Source organism: Metabacillus litoralis (assembly GCF_007994985.1).
Lineage (GTDB): Bacteria > Bacillota > Bacilli > Bacillales > Bacillaceae > Metabacillus > Metabacillus litoralis.
Map to the genome: position 1 here is coordinate 101,874 of NZ_VOQF01000009.1, position 21,349 is coordinate 123,222.

Below are 21,349 nucleotides of genomic sequence, written 5' to 3' on the forward strand. Positions count from 1 at the left end.
ACTTTTTATTGTTGGCACAGTTCTTGCTTACTAGTTTATATAAAACGATAGAGGGGGATTTAGAGTGAAAAAGAAAAACGAAACTTGGAAAGTGCCGCACACGTTTGTCATTGTATTTTTTGTCGTGGTTTTAGCTGCTATTATGACTTTTCTCATTCCAGTGGGACAGTTCCAAACCGAGGAAGTAACATATACTTCTGACGGAAAAGAAAGTACAAAAACGGTTTTAGTTTCTGATAGCTTTGAATATGTAAAAGATGAGGATGGAAATTTAGTTCGTCCTGGAACTAGTTTATTCGAGCCTTACGGCGAAGCTGGTTTTCTAAATTATGTATTTGAAGGACTTGTATCTGGTGATAAATGGGGGTCAGCAGTAGGAGTCATTGCATTTATTTTGATTATAGGTGGAGCCTTTGGAATTATCATGAGAACAAGGGCGATTGAAGAAGGCATATTAAAGGTTATTGATAAAACAAAGGGTAGAGAAGTTCTAATTATACCGATTATGTTTTTCCTTTTCTCACTCGGAGGAGCTGTATTTGGGATGGGTGAAGAAGCGATTGCCTTTGCAATGATTCTTGTTCCTCTAATGGTTGCACTTGGTTATGATGCGATAACTGGCGTGATGATTACGTATGTTGCTACACAAATTGGTTTCGCTACATCTTGGATGAATCCGTTTGGCGTAGCTATTGCCCAAGGGGTTTCAGATGTGCCCGTATTATCAGGAACTCCATTTCGTATGACAATGTGGGTTGTTTTCACATTAGTTGGAATTATTTATACTTGGAAATACGCTTCAACCATTCGAAAAGATCCAACTCGTTCCGTTTCATATGAATCTGATGGATATTTCCGAAAAGAAGCAAGTAAGCAAAATGTCAATTCAGCATTTACGCTCGGTCATACATTAGTCGTTTTAACCATCGCAGCGGGAATTGCTTGGATAGTTTGGGGAGTCGTTGAGCACGCATACTATATTCCAGAAATAGCTTCTCAATTTTTCACAATAGGTTTAGTAGCTGGGGTCATTGGTGTTTTATTTAAATTAAATGGCATGCGCGTTAACGACATTGCTGAAGGCTTTATTGAAGGGGCGAAAGACTTACTACCGGCTGCGCTCGTAGTGGGCATGGCCAAAGGAATCGTCATTATTCTTGGTGGAGATAGTCCAGATGCACCATCTGTTCTAAACACTATGTTATATGGAGCAGGCCAAGGAATCGGTGACTATCCTGAAGCACTATCAGCATGGTTCATGTATATTTTCCAATCTGTCTTCAATTTCTTTGTTGTATCAGGCTCTGGGCAAGCAGCTTTAACAATGCCTTTAATGGCTCCATTAGCTGACATTGCAGGAGTCACAAGACAAGTAGCCGTCTTAGCATTCCAGTTAGGAGATGGCCTTACAAACATCCTAGTCCCAACATCTGCAGCACTAATGGGCGCACTAGGCGCAGCAAGAGTAGACTGGGGTACATGGGCAAAATTCATTATCAAGTTCATGTTGTTAATGTTCTTACTCTCAAGTATCTTTATCTTTATAGCGGTGTTTACCGGATTTTAATAAATAGGGGGTCAGACACCTAACGCTCTAGGTACCTGCCCCCTATACCTATACATCTTAGAAAGGGGCATGTCAGATGTTAACACTTATAAAAAACGGAGAAGTATATGCGCCTGATTTTTTAGGTAAAAAAGATATCCTCCTTACACACGATAAAATTGGTTTTATAGAGGATGAAATTTCAATTCCTAACAGTTTTGTTGATGTGAAAGTAATCGATGCAAGTGGAATGAAGGTGGTACCAGGATTCATCGATGCTCATGTACATATTACTGGGGGCGGCGGTGAAGGTAGCTTTAAAACACGCACACCTGAAATCCAATTATCAGATGCGACAACTTCAGGCATTACAACGCTAGTAGGGGTTATTGGAACAGATGGAACGACTCGGACAATGAGCAATTTACTCGCAAAAGCAAGAGGGTTAGAAGAAGAAGGAATTTCTTGTTATGTTCATACAGGTTCTTATCAGGTACCAGTAAAAACGTTAACTGGGAAAATTGAAGATGACTTAATATTAATTGATAAAATTATCGGTGTGGGAGAAATTGCGATTAGTGATCACCGTTCTTCACAGCCTACAGTCGAAGAAATGGCTAAAATTGCTTCAGCAGCAAGAATTGGTGGAATGCTTTCAGGCAAAGCAGGGATTGTCAATATACATGTTGGAGACAGTCATGATTACCTTGATTTACTATTACAAGTTGTGTCATCAACCGACCTTCCTATCCGACAATTTTACCCAACTCATATTAATCGAAATCCACATCTATTTGAGGCTGGCATTGAATACGCAAAAACAGGTGGGTGGGTTGATTTCACTACAAGTACCATTCCTAAATTCCTCGAAGAAGGGGAAGTAAAATGTAGTATCGGACTAAGAAGAATGCTAGAAGCAGGTGTTTCAATTGAACAAATCACGTTCACTTCAGATGGACAAGCTAGCCTTCCTGATTTTGATAAAGATGGTGAGATGATCGGTCTTAAAATTGGAAAGGTAAATACTTTGTTCAAAGAGGTAAGAGATGCAGTTAAAGAAGAAAACGTTGACCTTGCTACAGCTCTTAAAGTAATCACAAGCAATCCAGCTAAAGTTTTAAAGCTTCATCAAAAAGGTGAAGTAAAAGTAGGCAAAGATGCTGATCTCGTCTTATTAGATGATAACCTAAATGTTCAATCAGTTTGGGCAAAAGGTCAGCATATGGTTGAAAATGGAATAGCAATTGTGAAGGGTACGTTTGAGGATTGAGTAAGGGGGCTTAGCTTTTGGCTAGGCCTTTTTAATATTATTTCAAAATAATATATTCAGAATTTCCATTCGTACACACTTTCTTTAATTAGGACTTTGAACTGAATTATTTTCCTATATATAGCTTTTTTAAAACTTCCCTTTCAGCCAAATGTATTGATGATTGTTTCAGTAAAGGATTTATTTGATTTTCAAATTTTTCAAGTAATAGACCATAATTATATAATACTACAAGAGCACTAGACAAAGATCTGCCCTTTGATATAATTACCTTTTCTTTCATAAAAGTTAGATAATATATATTATACTTTTTTGATTCTTCTTCTAAGTTGAGGGCTCCTTCTTTTTCTAGACCTAAAGAAAAATATTTACTATCAATAGTACCTTTTAGAATCTCATCTCCTATAATTAACGTATCAGCTTTTTCCCTTAACTTCTTTTTTACATCTTTGTTAACCTTTAAATTATCAAATCTACCTTTTACCGCAGCATAAAGTGCTAAAACCCCGATTTCCCGGCTACTAAACTTTCCTAACTCATATTCCTTCTCTCTTTGAACTTCCCTTAGCAACCAAGATTGGTTAAATCTCTGCTCCACTAATTTAAAACCCACATCAAGGTTTGCACTTCCATCAATATTCTTTGGATAAACATCTATAATTTCAATTCCATCCTCTTTTATTATCATAAAATCATTTCCTAGCTTATTGGTAAATTGGTTATCGTTCATATTTATTCACCTCATTTAGCTGATAAGAATTAAATAAATTTATCTTACAGAGTTATTGTAAAAATATACTTATATCATTTTCAGAGAAGTCATTTATTATCTCTTCACCTTCTAATAGCTTAATTACTTCTTGTTTAAAAAGGTGGAGCATGTATACCTTTTTAAAAGCTATAAATAATGCTCTATGATAATTTATTGGGATTGTTGAGTGGATAATATCTCCTTTTTCACCAATAAAAGAAACAATATAATTTGTTTCATCTACTCTTTCTAACTGAATAGATCTTTGTTTGACTTTTTGCTTAGCTATTATTAACAAGGAAGAAGGAATGCTTAATAAAGACATTGTTTTAAATAACATATCTATATCAAAATTTGATCCTCCTATGTCTAATTCATCATGCTCCATCATAAATGGTCGAACTTTCTCTGAAAAAAAGAAAGACGATAAATTATCTAAAAGGAAGTACTTTGCACCTTCAGTTTCTGTACTAAATTCTTTTAGTTTCTTCATTATTGGGTTGTTTGTCCTTTCTATCATAACTAATCCAAACTCCCAAACACCATCTATTTCTTCTAATTTATGGTGATTTTTAGCATGAAATTCTTTTTCTCTAAGGTAACCATCTTTAATTTCCACTAACTTTCCCACACGATTTAATAGCTTTGCTACCTGAGTAATATCCATTAAAAATCACCTCATCCCTTTAACACCATCTTCTATATGGGTTAGTGTTTGTATAATTAGAAACTGATATAGTTTAAGCATGAAAACTTTTTGATCATTTTCACTTTATAAATCGTACTATATCTTCATCATTAAATTCTTCTAATAGAATACCTTTTTCAATATATTTCTCCTCCAAAGTCTTTAATAACCAAAGAGAATAAGTTAACCTATAAATTTCAAAAATCCCATCTTTACTATCTAATGGTAATGTTGTAAATTTCTTTTGTTTCTTATCATCAATATAGCTAACTACAATCTTTTCGTCTTCTATTTCTCCATATATCTTTTGAGTTTCAATAACATTAAAACTGTAAAACTCATCTGAAATACCGATATTTTTAAAGTATTTTATTAATTCTTCTAGTCTGTTGAATTTTTTTATAGGATTATTGGACGGATAAATTTCAGAGGAATAATTCTGATATAAAACTTTTAGAAAAAAGTACTTCACAGCTTCTTTTTGATCATTAAATTTTTTAATATCTTCTTTCTCTGGCCCTGTTCTCTTTTCAAAATTCATCACAGAATAGCACCAATTCTCTCCTTCTTTTTGTAATTGATGATAATTTTCATAATATCCTTTATTTTCTTTTATTTCTCCATTATTAATAACAATATTTATTCCTAAATCTGTACATATGTATTGTAATTGACTGATATCCATTTCCTTGTTCCTTTCATTTTAATCAAATGTATTGAGTCTATTGCTTATATTGTAAATTGTCGTTTCTTGTGTGAGTGGGTTTTGGATATCGCTGTGTGAAAATATCACTAAGATATAGCTATCATTTCAGTGAAAATAGTCTTGCAACTCTTGATGAGATGGTATTAAAAATCTCATACTTTTAAGCATGTATGATTAAAGAAGAATCGGTAAAGTTTGTACAATAGTTTGACTCTAGGCATGTCATCTAAAGTGGGGTTCTTTCTTCTACAATTTCTTCTATGTCTATTCTTGGTACCCATTTCTTATATAACCCTCGCTCCCATGGTAAGTCCGATGGAGCAAACTCTAATTCTTTGGCAATAGTATAGCTACCTTCACCTAATAGTAACTTTTCATCACCACTTTCCCATATTGGAAGAGTATATCCTTTATACTTGGCAAATTGCCGAATATAGTAAACTTCGTCTAGTTCTCCTCTATTGACGAGCTTTTGAAAGTTTCCCTTCTCATTTATTTCAAAATCATTAGGAGCATCAAATCCTTTCCTTACAAACAATTTGTAAACGATATCGTCAGTTGTAATATATTCATACTCTTTTCCTTTATAGACAGCTCTTTTTCCGTTCCTCTTATTATGCTCTCCTTATCTCTAAGAAAAATTGTCCAAATTAATAAGCTTCATAACCTCAGAGTGAATTTTTTTATTTCCGTTCAGAAATCTACCATTACTAAGTTAAGATGCTAGACTGTAAGATAGGTACAATAAAAACCAGTCTTTTATAGGCTGGTTTGAACACCATTAATTTGTTGTGCTTTTCTTATAATTAACACCATATTCTTCCGCTAGCTTCTCCATCTCTACATGATATTCTGTGATCGCTTCTATATATTCACTACCTTTTGCATTTGACTGCTCGATCAATGCCTTATCTGTTTTCTCTAAAGCTTCCTTCTCAAGTTGTAGTGCATCGTAATAGATAATTAAAGCCTTTTCCAATTTATCTTTTATTGGCGTTAGTTCTTCGACACTTACTTCAAGTGATTTCGCTTTCTCAAGAGCCTTTTCGTACTCCGGAATAACCTCACTTGTTAAAACTCTGTATAACTCTTTATCGTTCTTAAAGTTTTCAGCAGAAACACTTGCTAATGCCTTATTTGCCTTCGTTTCATAGCTAGCAATTTCGTTCATATCTTCATTTATAAAATCAACTATTTCTTTTTGTTTTTCTTCATATGATAACTCATTATCTGTAGATGTACTTACAGGACTTGTTTGTTTAGCATCTAGTTTGCTTCTCTGAAGAAGTATCACTACCACAACCGACAAGCATCAAAATAAAAGTGATAATTAAACTTAATTTGTTCACGTGTACCTATCCCTTCAGAGACAATTTTATTGTTGCTGAGTAAGGGGGTTCCTCTCGAAGATCAAATAATTGAAAAGCTAACTTTTGTAAATTAGGAGTAAATGAATTCTTACAACTAAAAATGTTTTATCGAGTTGGGGTCCTTATTGATATAGACCTTCCTGAATTTCATATATCTGTTCCTATAGAACCATTTTAGAAACATGATAATTGGAATAATAAATGCTATTCCTAAAAAGGAAAATACATTAACAAAAGTAAGAACGATATATGTCGCGATCATAGCAAGTAAAAAAGTATGTATGATGAATATAATCACATTAAATGAAATTAGACCATGTAATCTATTCTTTTTTCCTTTATCAGTTGTTCCCCTTTGTAATTCTCTCAAATCCCTTATCTCATTTGTTCCTATCTTATATGGTTCCAACAACCAGTTAGTAAACTTGTTCAAGTTAAAAAACCACTCCATTCGTCTTTAAGGAAGGGAATATTTTTGTGTGTTACATTTTAAATCGACATATTATTTCAAACCTGATTTCGGTATTTCGGTCGAATATAGCAAACCCACCTAGGTTCGCCAATTAGTAATATGCATAACTATAATCTTCTTAAAAGTGATCTTAAATCATTCTTAAAGTTTACATTTTTATAAAAACTTACTGTGTTATGATAAACATCAATTATTTATGAATTTTTCATAGTATTCCAAAATATCATTACTAGGTATAATTATCTTTTCTTCTGGAAGTTCCTTAAATTTATCAATAGGAGTTTTTATTAAAACTAAACGATCAATTTCATTGATACTTACTTCCTTCATAAAAACAAACTGTTCTTTTTTAATAAATCCGTTTTTTTCATAATCTAAGTAGTCACTGCTAAACAAAGAAATTTTAAAATTTTCTATTACCAATTCACCTATAGCAAAAGGTTTATACTCTCTGCCTTGGTAAATGATTCTGTACTTTCTTTCATAAATTAGTTCAAGATCTTCTAAATCTACTTCTTTTACATAAATATCTTGATGTACTTTTCCCGTCAGATCAACGAGTTCTTTAAATCCCGGTTCTCTTGCGATACTTTTCAAGCGGTATTTTCCATTTCTAATGAAAACTGGATATACTTTATTTTTATATTTTGCAAACTTCCCCATAATATCAACCTCTTTAATCACCTACATTTCCCAGCTCAAAAAAAATACTTGCATTCAAAATATACCAAATACAAGTGCAATCAGTATAGGTAGAAGGGCAGCACGTGGTTAAGAAAGGGACTACAATTGTGAAGATGAGGTTTGAAAAATGAGAAGGGGCCTAACTTTTGGCTATGCCCTTTCCTTGTTATTTTTAATAATATACTATTGAAATTCTAACTTCCCCACTCTTCATATCAGTGTAAGAGGTGACCTCTCCCCAATTTCTTTTATAAATAATTGATGTAGGTGTTTTCTCATAGTCACTACCTAAATTATCCATTAACCATTCATCATGTAATTGTCTTTTTTTCTTAACATTGTGATTAGACCAATTTGTATAAGAGTTTTGTAAATTCTTATCTGCATTTTCAAGCATAACGCTTGCTACATGATTATGATTAAAAATAATCCAAGTCCAAAACCGCATTGATTCAATTTCTACAGCATCTTTGAACTCAAAAACATCTTGTTCTTCTTTATTGTCTTCTAAAAACTCTCCTAAATTCTTAATGAATACTTTTTTATCTAAAGTTTTATTTATAATAGTATTCAAAATTAAAATCTCTCCTGATTTCCCATCCACTAATTTATTTCCCTTCTTTACTCGACTGAGAGGCTGTACTTAAGAACTATATAAAATAAAAATCAGTCTTTTATAGGCTGGCTCTAGCAGACAATACAATTTTTAATTAAGATTTTTCACCTTTATCTACCAATTAAACATCTAAGATTTAATTAAATTGGAATCATTTTTAATAAATGCATCGCGACGTTTCATATACCTATTCTCTTGTATGAATTTGATAGCTTTCATCATAACAAGACCCACAATTACTCCGGAAAGAGCATACCATTTCACTATAAAAATCAATCCGATATACACAAAGAACGTGACAAAAAACACTGAGTACACGACCAACAATAGAATGTTGAAAATTTGTAGTTGAAAAATCCGCATCTCCTCTTCTTTAGATGTAGATTCTTCCCTCTTTATTTGTGAAAAATATCCCCACTCTGATCGTACAATTTGATATGGTGCAATAAACCAATTAATAATAGTTTTCATGGTTCTTTCCTTGCTTTATGAATTTAATTTTTAACTTATGAGCTTTTATCGCTTCCTTGGCTCTAAGTTTATCTTCTATAATGGTTTTCTTTCTTCTACAATTTCTTCTACATCTATCTTCGATACCCATTTTTTATATAAGCCTCTTTCCCATGGTAATTCAGATGGAGAAAAACCTACCTCCTGGGCAATAGTATAACTACCTTCACCTAATAATAGTTTTTCACCATCCATTTCCCATATTGGAAAAGTATGTCCTTTATACTTTGCAAATTGTCGTATATTGTAAACATCATCTAGTTCGTCTCTATTAACGAACTTTTGAAAGTTACCCTTTTCATTTATTTCAAAATCATCAGGAGCATCCGATCCTTTCCGTACAAACAATTTGTAAATTTCATCATCGGTTGAAATATATTCATACTCTTTCCCTTTATATACCGCTTTCTTTCCACTTCTCATATGTGCTCACCTTATTTCCTTATACTAGTAAACTTTCTATCCTCTTGACTATATGTTGCAATCAACGTTTCTCCATCCTTACTAATTTCATAAAGCTCAACTCCATCATAGAGGTCAACCTTAATCCTATTTTCATACTCTGGTATTATATAGCTTTTACTTTTAGTGAAACCATTCCCTGTAAATGGATCCCCCTGTAGCTCATCAATAAAGTCATCACTATTATCCCCATCTATCATTTTAGTTACTTCATCTTTATTTTGACCCCCAAATGGAATCTTATAGTCGTCTGGTTCAACCGATTTAAAGCGTATTGCCAATGCAGAGTCGACTGTTAAATATTCATTCGGCCATTCAGCTGTTCCTTTATAATCTAATCGAAGACCTTCAAATATTTTATCATACGTATTTAATGCTTCTGTATCGGTTACTTTTGCTAAAAAACCACCTATCTTTATTTGTCCCTCATTGGGAGAACTAAATAACCATTTTTTTGCACTAGGTGGTAAAACCTTTTGCATCATTGTATCTTTATTGATTGGGGATACACTTCTACGAATCTCTTTCATATTTTGTATCTCTATTGTACTTAGCTCACTTACTCTCTTTAGACGCATATCGTTAAAATCTTTCATGCTTAAATCTTTTTGTTTAAGGAGATCCTCTAATTCCATATAAAAGGCTTTATCTTTTTTCTCATTAATCTCTTTAGAAATTGAACTTCTTTTCACCTGATAAATCCCATTCTCAGCCTGCAACCTATTAACATAATAAGCACCACCACCAACAGCCAGTAACCCTAGAGCCTGATAAAGACTATTCTCTTGTTGCTCGACAGTTAGTTTATTTCCAAACATATCTTTGCCTGTAAGATACTCACTAAATCCGTTTGCAGAGACAAGCCCATAAATGCCCATCTCAGCTTTTTCTAAATTTGAAAAAGTCTTGCTATTACGATATACATCCAATGCTTGGTCTGCAGCTTTTACTCCCTTTGTTGTTTTGTATATAGCACTGCCACCTTTAAAGATCCTTCCTGCCCATCCGACAACTGGGATGAATCCAGCTGCTGCCATTGCACCAGCTGCAACTCGTTGACCCTCTGTTAATTCTTCGCCTGTAACTGGGTCAACTCCTTCTGATGCACGAATATAATCGTAATAGCCTGTTAATTCTCCTGTAAAGGTTCTTACGGTATCAGCTGCTTTTTCATACCAAGGACGCCTTTCCAATTCTTCTAACTCTCTAAGTTGTTCTCTCATTTTCTCTTGTTCTTCTTTGTAAGAAAGATATTCATTCGCCTGCTGCTCGGCCTGCTCCTTCAGTTTATAAACATCACTCGACTTATAAGCCTCAGCGTTAAAATGAATTGGCGAAATTGTATTGCCACCTTGTCTGGTTGCTTCTATTAATTGCTGAAAGAGAGTAACTGCATAATATTCATCGTTCTCTGAAAGCATATATTCTGTTTTTAAGTCTGCATCAAGTGATTCTACTGCTTGTATTGTAGAACGCCTTTACTTTTGTGCCTGGGCTAGTTGATCATTGAAGCGATCCATTGAAAATACGTTTAGAGGAACAAGGTCATCAATTAGATTGACTATTGTTTGGAGCTCTTCTTGCTGACTTGTGACCATTGCGCTATAGCTGGTTTCATGATGGGATAGTTCGTCTTCAAGAAAGGGAAGGTATACAGTAGTGTTACCACTTAAATCAATATCTTCAGTCATACCTGATACACCATTGAAAAAGGCAATATTTCGGTCGATAAGGCGAAGCCAGGCTTCTACAACGTCGATCTGACCTTGATAGAAGCCTTTGATTGCTGCTGCACCTTTACCTTGAAGGGGATCGTCTAGTTGAACAATATCAGTAAATTTCTTTTTTAGGTGTTGAAGCTTTTCTCTTAAATCATCATAATTTTGTGAGCGGTCTTCCATTGACTCGATTAATGTTTTTGCTTCAAATACTTTCACAGCCCGCATCTGCCCTTTCCATTAGTTTCTCGTAATGGCTTCATCCTGTTCTTTTAATGAACGGACATTTACTTTTGTATCTTCAAGATTTTTTTCAACAATTGAAACATATTCGTTAATTAGCTGATGAATTCTTACTTCACGTTCAAGAAAATACCTTGTGTAATCTAGTTTGTTCTTACCAAGATCACTAGAACTTGGTGTAGCTAACTTCACATGCAGAAGCGCAGATTTCGCTTCATTTAGATCTTTTATGACAGCTTGATAGTTTAATTTAATTGTTACCATTAAAATAACCGCCTTCTTAAGTCATTAATACGATCTGATAGCTCATCTGCCGCTTCTTCACCTTTACCAACTAATCTTCCAGCTTCATAAGCAAGACTTTGTGTAAAGGAAAGAACACTTCTTTCCATTTCTAAGCTATTGATTTTATTTTCAATAAGCTGCTGATATCCATCATAATCAACGTTACCGATTTTCCGCATAATAGAATAGGCTTCTTCACGTTCATCATCATATTCATTTGCTCTTTTTCCTACCCATTCTTTACCTAGATCTGGTTGCTTTAACTTCGCTATCTCTTGAAGTAAGTAGCCTTGCTCTCTATTAATATCATTTTTTGCTTTTCTTAATCGATCAATTTTTTCATCAAGATCATTGGACTGTGAAGATATTGTTCGTTGAATCGCATATAACGCACTTGATAAGCTCATGAAAAATCACCTCACTAGCTATTTTTAAACCCGTTTTTCTAAAGTAGTCGATTTATTCCATACAAAAAGCACAACAATCAGCAAGATACTGCACATCGCTACTAAAATCCAAATTAACAGGCTCAGTGGTGAAGCAGAGGAAGAATCTGTCTCTTCCTCCATTGCACTCTGTGATAGCAGCTCTTTTTCTGAGAAAAGCTGCATACTTACAGCTTTTGCTTTAATTGTGTTTAAATCTTTTGCATCACTTGAAAATAAGTTATGCTTCACTTCACGATCATTTGAGGTTTTTTCACCTTCAAATGTTAGCTCTTTTTGTTCCTCTGGTATTGTCGTTCGTTGGTTTTGCTGTTGTTCATCTAAAATTAGATCTTTATTAATCTTAAATTTTTCTTTTTGATAATCATTTGGCACAAGCTCATCAATCTTCGACTTTTCTTCCACGCCAAGCACAACACTAGCAGCTGCGAGATGATAAACAGTTACCATCAAAAGAAAGAAGAAAACTAGTTTCACTTGCTTATGCTTCATATGTTTCAGACCCTTTCTCAACAACAGTCATCTGAGATCTGCCAATAAAGTATTGTAATGCTCCTAAACCTAGAAGTAATAAACAAAGAACAATCATTGCCTGTGTAAATAAAGACTCTGTTCCATATTGAATACTCATATACACCTTAGACATCGGATCCTGGAAGCTAAAGTTTGGAGTTGTTAAAGCAAGTAGTGGTGTTACATAGAAGACCACCATACCTACTGTAATAAATAACCCCACTAAATGATGGACAGCAAAGCCTACTCTAACTAATGCTGATCCTACTGTAAGTAGAACGATTGTAAAAATAGTCCACTCCACAGCACTTTCTTCTCTTAAAGGATAAATTTCTAATCCAAATAGACTGATAACAAAACCAACAATTAAATTTAATAACAAAAACAAGATACCTTGAATCCACAATGGTGGCTGTTTAAAGTAGAAACTTGTATAACCAATTAACAAGCTACATACAAGAACAATAAATAAAACAACGACCGGTGGGATATTTTTAACTGTTGTACTCTTCGTTTCCTCTGGAATATCTCCACTTATTTTTAATGGATTTGTTAGGAAATCATAAACATATCCGTTGGATTGGCCATCAACAAAAGTATTACCTAGTACGCTAAATACGTCGTCTCTAATCAATTCAGTTGATGCAACATTTGTTGCCCATTTATTATTTAATTTATCTGCGTCTGCTTGAACGTCACCGACTCTTCCTTGAAGCTCACCTGTATAATCAATAATACTTGTTTGACTTTCCTGCACAGAATCTAGCCATGTATGAATGGATTCCATTTGATCATTGATACGCTCAGTTCCGACTATCATTTCTTGACCTTCTATCGTTGATGTTGGCGGTGCTTGAGATAACATCTTTTCTGGCTGTTGAATTTGATTCAATACTTCTTGTGCTTCTTGCGCAATACTATCAAGACTTTCAATCAGCTTTGTTTGCTGCTCATCAACGGTGACTTGATACTCAACCATAAAGACTGTGAAGTTATCCTCCATAGTATTTAAAGCATCCTGCGTTGTTGGCAGATCTCCCTCGAGTTGATCCCAGATTACTTGTTCTTCACTTGTAATAGCTACCATCTTATTTGCTTCCTCTTGCAATTCTACATTACTCAATGTATCTTTTTTTGCCTGATCTTCTGATATCATGCTAATTAAAGTAGCTTCATATCGATCTAAATACGAATAATAAAACATCATTTCCAGAAGATCTTTGCTGTTTATTTCCTTGGAAAAGATCTTATTAAGCTTTTCTTTTCTTGTTTCAGATAATGCTTTTGACGATAAAATTGATTGTTCTTTTTTCGCTATTTCATCCTTAATACTAGTTTCATAATCTTTATATAAATTAAGCTCAGCTTCTAATTTATTGAAATTAGTAATAAGATCATCATATTTCTGTTGTAGTTCTTCTTTCTCTGTCTCAAGAATCAGGATATCTCCAATCAACTTATCCCTTGCCTCTTCAAGTTTTTTCTTATCTGCTTCAAGACCACCAATTTCACCTTCAAGATCCTTAATTCTTTCACTTGTTGTTCGAATGGTTTCAGCAAGAGTATTCTGTAACTCGTCTAGTTTACTTTGTAACGGATTTTCTCCGTTTTCTTTATCACTTAAAGAAACATTTACATCCGCTAACCTTCCACTTAATCCTTCTAATCCTACTAATGCATCTTTTAAATCCTCTGCAGTAGGATCTAAAAGAGCTAATAGAGTTTCTTTTAAACTAGTCATTTCATTAGCGATACTCATAATCTCAGCTTTTTCAGCACCTAAATCAACAAATTTCTCCTCTGGTGTTTCTGTATCTGGAGGATTTGTTGGTTCCGTTGGTTCTGATGGATCTGTTGGTTCTGACGGAATTTCAGGCTCTTCTTCTACAGGAGGCTGTTCCGTATTATCTTCATCTTCTCCATCAGATGGAAGCGGATCTTCATTTGGTTCAGTGCTTGCTGCTAATAGTGTTGAGTTACTGCTTTCTGATTCATCAGGTTTTTCATCTTCTGGATTCTCATCATCAGGTTTCCCTGGCTCCTCAGGTTTATCAGGTGTATCCTCTTCTGGCTCTTCTGGCTCTTCTGGCTCTTCTGGCTCTTCTGGCTCTTCTGGCTCTTCTGGTTCTTCATTTAAGCTATCACTATACATCGCAAGCTCAACCTCAACAGCATTAAGCTCTGTTGTATCTTTTAGCTGCTGATAAAAGTCTAATAGCTTCTTTTGCAAATTATAATAATCACTAATTTGTCTAGCTACTTGACTATAACGCTGTTCCTCTAGTTGGCCAAAAACCTGTTGCGAGCCAACCATCTGAGAATCAATCACTTTCATTGTCTCGATAAAGCTTCCGCCTTTTTCTTCAAACAGATCCTTTGACTGAAGAAATAAAGGCTGTTGGTTCGTTGTTGCATCTGTTACGGATTGAATGGCTTCTTTTTGAATTTCAGCTAATATTTGCTGTTGTTTATCTTGGTATTCTTTATATTGTTCAACATATTCTACAAAGCTCGTTAAATTTTGTTCATAGCCTTCTAGCATTGATTGCTGATCAGGTGTTCTTTTTCCAGCATCTTGAATGGAAGATTGAATACTTGATAGCATTGCTTTTTGTTCTTCTATTTGACCTGCAAGATCTTTTGAGCTAGGTTGATAGAAGGCACTCATTGCCTCCTGAAAAGCTACTTCTTTCTCAAGAATTTCATCAAATTCCTGACGGATATTTTCCATATCTGCTGATACATAATTCCAATAAAGCGTTGAAATTTTTTGATTTACTTTTTTTGTTGATTTTTCTAATTCTAACAATACCTTTTCTTTATTTACTGCATTTAACTGACTTTGCACTTTGTATTGAAAGTTTGTTTTGACTGGATTTGCTTCATTATAAGACATTACATTTTCTGAAAAGTTAGAAGGCAGATAAATAATTGCATCGTACTTCTGGCTTTTTAGCCCATTTTCTCCTGCGCTTCTTCCTACAACTGTCCATTCAAAATTTGAATTTTCTTTTAGAATTGTTGCTATATCCTGGCCAAACTGTATTTGCTCTCCCTCTTCTTCGGTTCCTATATCTTCATTTATAATGGCAATTGTTTGTGCAGCACTTACCTTTTCTACCTTAAACGGATTATCACCAATAAATTGAAAGAAGAGAAGAGGGGTAATGACGATTAATGCAATAACAACAAGTAATTTTATGATGGTTGCAGATTGTTTCATACGTGCACCTTCCTCTCCACATTAACAAACGGTATTTGAATACTTTGCTCTTTTCCATTTTCTACATAATATCCAAATCCTGGTTGAACATCTTTTTCTTTGCGATCATAAGTGAGGGTGAACATTGTTTGCTCTGACTTTTTCATTAAAACGATTGCTTGACGAATCTGCTTTATCTCTGATGTTAATGGATCATAACCCTTTGATAATTCATTATTGCTTCCTGAAATGATGACATTAAAGCCGATATGACTATAGTTTTTCATGAATCTTACAATTCTATCTTGTAAAGGATTATCAAGATTTTGAAGGAAACGAGCATAGCCATCTATAACCAATAAAATAGGTGAATATACTTGTGCTGTTTTCCCAACAAGAATATTTTTCTGATATTCTTCCTCTCTCTTGATCAATCGTTCTTCTACCTTATCTAACCATGAGTTTATATGATCTTTGCTTTCTAGATAGACAAGCTTATCTTCACCAATGAAAGTAGATAAGCCTCGGTCAATTGCATCGAAAATCCCTAGAGTCTCAACATCTTGTTCAAGAGCTGAAGAAATAAGAGCCTTCAAAGCATTTGTTTTTCCTTTTTGTGCTTGCCCCAGAACTAGACAATGCTTAACCTTTAAGAAATTCACATACACTGGTGTAACATGCTCTTCATTTAATCCTATAGGAAGTAGACCGTTTTTCTTTTCCACATATGAAGCAAAATTAGTGATTGTAAGCTCAGTTGGAAGCATAGGAACAGGCTTTGGCTTCTCTATATCGGAATAAAGCTCTTGCATTTTCTGTACTTGAGCTTTTATATTGGACATTTGTTCAAAATCATCTTTTCCTTCTGCTGGAAGATAAATTTGAGAGAAATAAGCTGTTTCCTTCTTGACCGTTGCTCTACCTGGAATAGCTTCCGGTGAAAAAGGTAATCTTCCAAGAACTGAAAAACCTTCAGATGTATCCATTAAATAGTGAACAACCTTTGTTTTTAGGTTATTCATAAGTGATTGGCGAACCGAATTAATACGTGTAGCTGTTAACATCATATAAATTCCTAGAGATTGACCATCACGAGCAAATGAATTCAATTGTTGTTCAAGATCCATCATTTCTTCTTTAATAACATCAAAATTATCAACCACTAAAAACAATAAAGGCAGCTGTTCATCACTTAATGTGTTATACATTTTAATTGAACTAACTTCTTGTTTTTGGAATAACTGCTTTCTTCTTGCAACCTCTTCACGCAAAATATTCATAAACTTTTCTATTTTGCGCTCTTGATCTAGTAAAAAGTAGTCAGCAGTATGTGGCAGCTGTTTTAATGGTAATAACCCTCCATTACCAAAATCCATTAAATAATAATGAACCTCTTTAGAAGTGAAGCTCCTTGCCATCCCAAGTAATAAAGTGAGCATTGTATTTGTTTTGCCATAGCCTGCTGATCCAAAAATACCGATATTTCCATCATCAATTACATCATACGTATAATTTGATTGACTCTGCTTTTCAGGCTCATCGATCATAGCAAACACTATTTTTTCTTTTGTTTGTTCATCATAGTCCTCATCCACTGGATAGATTCTTGGTGATAGTGGTGGTAACCATGGACTTGGAATTCTCTCAAGCTCCATCTCCTCTTGAAGCTGTTCAATTCGATCTACAACTGCAGCAATCTCACTTAACGTTTCCTTTTGTTTTTGCTCTTGTGATGATACATCTGATAAAGGTACCAAACCAAGATCAGTTACAATTGCAATCTCATCTTCTAAATCAAAGGATTCCTCCTCATAGTACGGGGCACCACTCCAAGCTGATTGAAACAACTCATATACCTCGTTATTTCCAACCTGTAAATACCCTCGCCCTGTAACTGTAATGGAAGCCGCATCTCCATTTTTTAAAATTTCCCGGCTATCCTCTGTATTTTGCACCTTAAGAGCTACCCGGAAGCGAGCATTACTCCAAATTTGGTTATCAATAACTCCCCCTGGCTTCTGAGTAGCAAGAATCAAGTGAACTCCTAGGCTTCTACCAATACGAGCGGCACTAACTAACTCACGAATAAACTCTGGTTCTTCATTTTTCAACTCGGCAAATTCATCAGATATTAAAAATAAATGAGGTAAAGGTTGCTTAGCTTTTCCCTGTTTATGAAGCTTCGTATAATCATTGATATGTGTAACAGTATGCTGATCAAATAAGCGTTGACGTCTTTTTAGTTCGCTTTTTATCGAAGCAAGTGCTCGTAAGCTGAAGTTCTTACTTCCTTCAATATTTGTAATTGTCCCTAGTAGATGTGGGATATTTTTAAATGGCTGTGCCATTCCACCACCTTTATAATCTATCAATAAAAAGGCAACCTCATGTGGGTGAAAGTGTACAGCTAAGGAAAGGATATATGTTTGTAAAAATTCACTTTTTCCTGATCCTGTTGTACCTGCTAACAATCCATGTGGTCCATGAGCCTTTTCATGTAAATTAAGCTCCACAGTTTCTTCTTTTCCTTTTAAACCTACTGGTACAGCTAAGGATTTTGAGGATTCTCTTGTTAGCCAGTTATTCTTTATTGGTAGTTCATCTATGTTTTTGGCATTCATCATCTCCAAGAAGGAGACACTTGTTGGGATGGAATTTGTCATTCCAATTTGATGATCAAGAGTTCGCAGCATTCTTGCAAAGCTTTCATTACCTTCTCGTTTGTGTTCATCAAGATCAAATGGAATACGAACTGCCTTTTTCTGTTGAATTAAAATATCACCCTGCTGATCATTAATGTACCTTATAAGTGTGTGGATATTATCTGTTAAGCTTTCTTTTGCTTCTGCAGCAAAAATAACAGAAATCCCTAAATGAGCGTGTTCTCCTTCTAGATATTCCAAAATCACGTGATCTGATATTAACTGATGGTTTGTAATAATAAATGCATAATGTGGTGAAAACCTCATTTTTTCCTTATCTTCTTCAAGATCTCGTTCTCTTATCATTTCATAAAGAGAATAAAGCAATTGATCACGAGTTTTTTCATTATAAATAAAGCCTTTTGCAAAGGAATTTGCTAACTGAAAATGAGGAAGCCACTTCATCCATTCCCAGTCTTTATACTCATGCTCATCAAAAATAAACACCAATCGCAAGTCATGGTAGCTATGAAAAAAAGCCAGCTGTCCAATCAGTTGGTGTAATTCATTCTTCAATACAGCATCTTTACCAATTAATCCTATTGCGCCATCAGATAAATTTGCTGTAATTGGTAAATTCCTTAAATTCTTATAAGCTTTTTCAAGAGTTTGTGATTCCTCTAATAGTTCATCCATTTCCCGGTTTGACATGTCTGAGGATGTAGAAGAAATCGTATAACTAGCAGGCACAGTACCTGTACCCAGCCTGAATTGCAGGAAATCTGGACTTTCGAGCGTTCTTTCCCATAATCGATCTGATACCTGATTTGTTAGATATTTCATTCGTTCATACGAAGGAAAATGGAATGTGAGTACATCCTTTTGTTTATCAGCAAGCTCTTGTAGCTCTTGTCTTTTTGCATGAAGATAATTTGTATATATACGTTTACGGCGTTCTTTTGCTCTCTTTTGTGTTCCTCTATCCTTAAAATACTGAACAGTAGAGGTTACTAAAGTTGTCAGGAACATCACGAGGGAAACAATAATAAAGATTCCTCTGGGAACAAGGATCGCAACAAGTCCCATAACTAATAACATGACTAGTGGTGGCATAATGATGAGCCATAAACTACGATTTGATCCTTCTGTATCCTGAGTTGGAAATGAGAGCTGAACCTTCTCTTTTGGTAAGTCATATACCATCCGTGGTGTTCGTCGATATGAAGGATACTTTTTTTGCATTTCTGATTGAGGCTCAATCATTTCTGGAAGACTTGTTTTATAATCTGACAAACTATCTACCCGTATAACATCTTTTTCAATTAAGGTAACAATCATAAATGGCCAACATATTACATCACCAACTTCTAGCTTTGTTGATTCCTTGATTAAATGGCCATTTATATACACAGGTACTCCTGCTAGAAGTGACACCTCCATTTGACCCTGAAGGCGATTTAATGAAAACGATTCCTGATTTAACAGCTCAGCTGATTTTTTAAAAAAAGTAGCACTCTCATCAATTGACGAAAAGATACATTCATCTAAATGTCCTATGTAATAGGATTTACCTTCAAAGTCTTTAGAGGATAAATACATGGATAGTTCCTCTTCTCCAACAGCTAGTGAAAGAAAGGTATCCTTATCAATTTCCCGTTCTTGCTCAACACCTTGATCCATATAATAAGTTCCATTTTTATTGATCATTTTATATGACGATGTTAATGATTGAAGTGTCATTGTATGCTTGTCGCTAGCTCCAATTGTTACCTCATGACTATTTGATTTAAGTTGTAAATGCTGATAGTTCGTTTTGTTAAAAATCCAAAGCACAGACATATGTTCACCACCTGTATTTCTATCGTTTTAGCTAATCTATTACTGAGATCCTTGCTCAATGGCTGGGTCATCTTGTTTTTCTTCTGCTGAAGAGTCTTCTTGTTCTACCTTTGTCTCAGTATTATCTTCGTCATTTTTCATTTCCTTCTCTTCTTCAGGTGCTGATTCATGTTGTACTGAATTTGAGACAGGCTGATCAGGATTATTTTCCTCTACAAGCTCTTCCTCTACTTCACGCTGATATTCTTTTATTTCATCTTCAATATCAGCTAATAATTGCTGTCTTTCTTCTCGTTTCAATTCATCATCTGATTTGACTAGCTCTTTATGTTTTAATAATCCAAATAAAATTAAATCGCGATCCTCCATATATCTAGCAATATCTAGGGCTTCTTCAGCTTCACCACGACCAATTAAAATCCAATATTTATAATATTGTGGATCAGATTGTAATGTAATAGTGTTACGCACTGTTTCCTTTTGATTTTCTGTTAATGACTCATTGATGATATACGATAGAGCAAGTTCATATTGTGTAACCTTTGGCATCTCATTAACATCATAAGGCTGCAGCTCTGTTACTACTTCACTGTAATTATTTTGCAGAAACATTTCCTGAGCTGAAATAAAGCTTTCTTGTTTTGGTTGTAAGGAAAATAAAGAATAAAAGCAATAAATAAGTGAAGGAATCAACAACAAAGTAACTCCATATAAAACATAGCGATTAAGTTTCCATGATTTTTTATTCACCATCATGATTAATGGCTTTTGTTCATTTAACCCTTGAATTCTATCCTCAAGAATTTCAAGGAGCTCATTATATGAGCTTGACTCAACTATCTTTTTAGCAAATGTAGATAGCTTTAATGTTTGAGAGTAAGAAACATATTGCTCAAATGTATATTGTGAATCGACAATTGAGATAATGGTTGCCTTCACTTCTTTTAATAATTGTTCTTGATCTCTTTCATAAGGAGGTAAACTCTCCTTTACTCCATGATGTAGAAAGTATGGATTTAATCCTTTATCTAGGGCAATATTTTCTGGACAAACAAGTAGATGTATTCTTGATAAAGCATGTTGATTCACCTGTTGTACAACCTTATATGTAAGAAATAACCGCTCTCTCTCATCTAATTGCTTAAGTTGAGGAGGAAGAAAAGAGTATGTTTTTGGAATGGTAAAATGAATCGATAACGCATCATCCATCATACTAACTTCTTTCTTAATCGTAGGATTGATGTTTGTTATAAAGGATATTTCTGTAGAATCGTCTAACTTTATTTTTTCCTTTTGAAACGTAAAGGTGATTATATTTTCTTCGCGTTTAATATCTGCTTCTAGCTGCTGCTGTAAATATGAGATATCGTTCTGTGACATTCCCAT

The 21,349-nt window shown here is 34.4% G+C and carries 18 protein-coding genes and 1 pseudogene; 2 read left to right on the forward strand and 17 right to left on the reverse strand.

Translation table 11 applies throughout. The features are described 5' to 3' along the window. The first annotated feature begins 64 nt into the window (after positions 1 to 64). Together yfcC and iadA are read left to right on the forward strand one after the other, a co-directional pair. Positions 65 to 1,567: a putative basic amino acid antiporter YfcC gene (gene yfcC, locus FS935_RS16695; RefSeq protein ID WP_146949779.1), complete on the forward strand. Its 1,503-nt coding sequence runs from the start codon at positions 65 to 67 to the stop codon at positions 1,565 to 1,567. A gap of 76 nt (positions 1,568 to 1,643) precedes the next feature. Continuing rightward, the gene (gene iadA, locus FS935_RS16700) at positions 1,644 to 2,816 is read left to right on the forward strand and encodes a beta-aspartyl-peptidase (RefSeq protein ID WP_146949780.1); all 1,173 of its coding nucleotides are present in this window, start codon (positions 1,644 to 1,646) and stop codon (positions 2,814 to 2,816) included. A gap of 106 nt (positions 2,817 to 2,922) precedes the next feature. On the opposite strand, the gene FS935_RS16705 is transcribed toward iadA, so the two are convergent. The 17 genes and pseudogenes from FS935_RS16705 to essB all read right to left on the reverse strand — a co-directional run bounded on the left by FS935_RS16705 (position 2,923) and on the right by essB (position 21,343). Next, positions 2,923 to 3,546: a hypothetical protein gene (locus FS935_RS16705; protein WP_146949781.1), complete on the reverse strand. Its 624-nt coding sequence runs from the start codon at positions 3,544 to 3,546 to the stop codon at positions 2,923 to 2,925. Positions 3,547 to 3,598: 52 nt separating this feature from the next. Further along, positions 3,599 to 4,234: a hypothetical protein gene (locus FS935_RS16710; RefSeq protein ID WP_146949782.1), complete on the reverse strand. Its 636-nt coding sequence runs from the start codon at positions 4,232 to 4,234 to the stop codon at positions 3,599 to 3,601. 100 nt (positions 4,235 to 4,334) lie between these two features. Next, positions 4,335 to 4,940, reverse strand: a complete 606-nt coding sequence (locus tag FS935_RS16715) for a hypothetical protein (RefSeq protein ID WP_146949783.1) — start codon at positions 4,938 to 4,940, stop codon at positions 4,335 to 4,337. A gap of 247 nt (positions 4,941 to 5,187) precedes the next feature. Next, a pseudogene (locus FS935_RS16720) lies at positions 5,188 to 5,559 on the reverse strand (UCP033725 family protein); the annotation flags it as partial. 183 nt (positions 5,560 to 5,742) lie between these two features. After that, positions 5,743 to 6,255: a hypothetical protein gene (locus FS935_RS16725; RefSeq protein ID WP_158638631.1), complete on the reverse strand. Its 513-nt coding sequence runs from the start codon at positions 6,253 to 6,255 to the stop codon at positions 5,743 to 5,745. 734 nt (positions 6,256 to 6,989) lie between these two features. Beyond that, complete coding sequence (locus tag FS935_RS16730; RefSeq protein WP_146949786.1) at positions 6,990 to 7,466, reverse strand: hypothetical protein; 477 nt, start codon at positions 7,464 to 7,466, stop codon at positions 6,990 to 6,992. A 193-nt stretch (positions 7,467 to 7,659) separates the two neighbouring features. Then, positions 7,660 to 8,061, reverse strand: a complete 402-nt coding sequence (locus FS935_RS16735) for a hypothetical protein (RefSeq protein ID WP_146949787.1) — start codon at positions 8,059 to 8,061, stop codon at positions 7,660 to 7,662. Between the two features lie 171 nt (positions 8,062 to 8,232). Continuing rightward, positions 8,233 to 8,574, reverse strand: coding sequence for a hypothetical protein (locus FS935_RS16740; protein ID WP_146949788.1), 342 nt, complete (start codon positions 8,572 to 8,574; stop codon positions 8,233 to 8,235). A 75-nt stretch (positions 8,575 to 8,649) separates the two neighbouring features. Then, entirely contained in the window at positions 8,650 to 9,036 is a 387-nt protein-coding gene (locus tag FS935_RS16745) for a UCP033725 family protein (RefSeq protein ID WP_146949789.1), read from the reverse strand. Positions 9,037 to 9,047: 11 nt separating this feature from the next. Beyond that, positions 9,048 to 10,496 (reverse strand): pre-toxin TG domain-containing protein, encoded by a 1,449-nt coding sequence (locus tag FS935_RS16750; protein ID WP_146949790.1) that lies wholly within the window; start codon positions 10,494 to 10,496, stop codon positions 9,048 to 9,050. Between the two features lie 57 nt (positions 10,497 to 10,553). Beyond that, on the reverse strand, positions 10,554 to 11,021 hold the full coding sequence (locus FS935_RS16755) for a T7SS effector LXG polymorphic toxin (RefSeq protein WP_146949791.1): 468 nt from the start codon (positions 11,019 to 11,021) through the stop codon (positions 10,554 to 10,556). A gap of 12 nt (positions 11,022 to 11,033) precedes the next feature. Next, positions 11,034 to 11,300, reverse strand: coding sequence for a DUF5344 family protein (locus tag FS935_RS16760; RefSeq protein ID WP_146949792.1), 267 nt, complete (start codon positions 11,298 to 11,300; stop codon positions 11,034 to 11,036). Further along, on the reverse strand, positions 11,300 to 11,728 hold the full coding sequence (locus FS935_RS16765; RefSeq protein ID WP_146949793.1) for a YwqH-like family protein: 429 nt from the start codon (positions 11,726 to 11,728) through the stop codon (positions 11,300 to 11,302). The genes FS935_RS16760 and FS935_RS16765 overlap by 1 nt, the downstream gene beginning before the upstream one ends. A gap of 24 nt (positions 11,729 to 11,752) precedes the next feature. After that, positions 11,753 to 12,259, reverse strand: coding sequence for a type VII secretion protein EssA (gene essA / locus FS935_RS16770; RefSeq protein WP_146949794.1), 507 nt, complete (start codon positions 12,257 to 12,259; stop codon positions 11,753 to 11,755). Next, a complete protein-coding gene (gene esaA / locus FS935_RS16775; RefSeq protein ID WP_146949795.1) occupies positions 12,249 to 15,503 on the reverse strand; it encodes a type VII secretion protein EsaA in 3,255 nt (1,084 codons plus the stop codon). Before esaA ends, essA begins: the two co-directional genes overlap by 11 nt. Next, a complete protein-coding gene (essC, locus tag FS935_RS16780; RefSeq protein ID WP_146949796.1) occupies positions 15,500 to 19,963 on the reverse strand; it encodes a type VII secretion protein EssC in 4,464 nt (1,487 codons plus the stop codon). Before essC ends, esaA begins: the two co-directional genes overlap by 4 nt. 39 nt (positions 19,964 to 20,002) lie before the next feature. Further along, positions 20,003 to 21,343 (reverse strand): type VII secretion protein EssB, encoded by a 1,341-nt coding sequence (gene essB, locus FS935_RS16785; protein WP_158638632.1) that lies wholly within the window; start codon positions 21,341 to 21,343, stop codon positions 20,003 to 20,005. Positions 21,344 to 21,349: the final 6 nt, after the last annotated feature.

Excerpts from the sequence above, each read along its gene's own strand:
- FS935_RS16705 (WP_146949781.1), bottom strand. The coding sequence starts at position 3,546 with ATGAACGATAACCAATTTACCAATAAGCTAGGAAATGATTTTATGATA.
- essB (WP_158638632.1), bottom strand. The coding sequence starts at position 21,343 with ATGTCACAGAACGATATCTCATATTTACAGCAGCAGCTAGAAGCAGAT.
- FS935_RS16730 (WP_146949786.1), bottom strand. The coding sequence starts at position 7,466 with ATGGGGAAGTTTGCAAAATATAAAAATAAAGTATATCCAGTTTTCATT.
- FS935_RS16740 (WP_146949788.1), bottom strand. The coding sequence starts at position 8,574 with ATGAAAACTATTATTAATTGGTTTATTGCACCATATCAAATTGTACGA.
- FS935_RS16745 (WP_146949789.1), bottom strand. The coding sequence starts at position 9,036 with ATGAGAAGTGGAAAGAAAGCGGTATATAAAGGGAAAGAGTATGAATAT.
- essA (WP_146949794.1), bottom strand. The coding sequence starts at position 12,259 with ATGAAGCATAAGCAAGTGAAACTAGTTTTCTTCTTTCTTTTGATGGTA.
- essC (WP_146949796.1), bottom strand. The coding sequence starts at position 19,963 with ATGTCTGTGCTTTGGATTTTTAACAAAACGAACTATCAGCATTTACAA.
- FS935_RS16755 (WP_146949791.1), bottom strand. The coding sequence starts at position 11,021 with ATGCGGGCTGTGAAAGTATTTGAAGCAAAAACATTAATCGAGTCAATG.
- FS935_RS16750 (WP_146949790.1), bottom strand. The coding sequence starts at position 10,496 with ATGCTTTCAGAGAACGATGAATATTATGCAGTTACTCTCTTTCAGCAA.
- esaA (WP_146949795.1), bottom strand. The coding sequence starts at position 15,503 with ATGAAACAATCTGCAACCATCATAAAATTACTTGTTGTTATTGCATTA.
- FS935_RS16710 (WP_146949782.1), bottom strand. The coding sequence starts at position 4,234 with ATGGATATTACTCAGGTAGCAAAGCTATTAAATCGTGTGGGAAAGTTA.
- FS935_RS16765 (WP_146949793.1), bottom strand. The coding sequence starts at position 11,728 with ATGAGCTTATCAAGTGCGTTATATGCGATTCAACGAACAATATCTTCA.
- FS935_RS16715 (WP_146949783.1), bottom strand. The coding sequence starts at position 4,940 with ATGGATATCAGTCAATTACAATACATATGTACAGATTTAGGAATAAAT.
- FS935_RS16760 (WP_146949792.1), bottom strand. The coding sequence starts at position 11,300 with ATGGTAACAATTAAATTAAACTATCAAGCTGTCATAAAAGATCTAAAT.
- iadA (WP_146949780.1), top strand. The coding sequence starts at position 1,644 with ATGTTAACACTTATAAAAAACGGAGAAGTATATGCGCCTGATTTTTTA.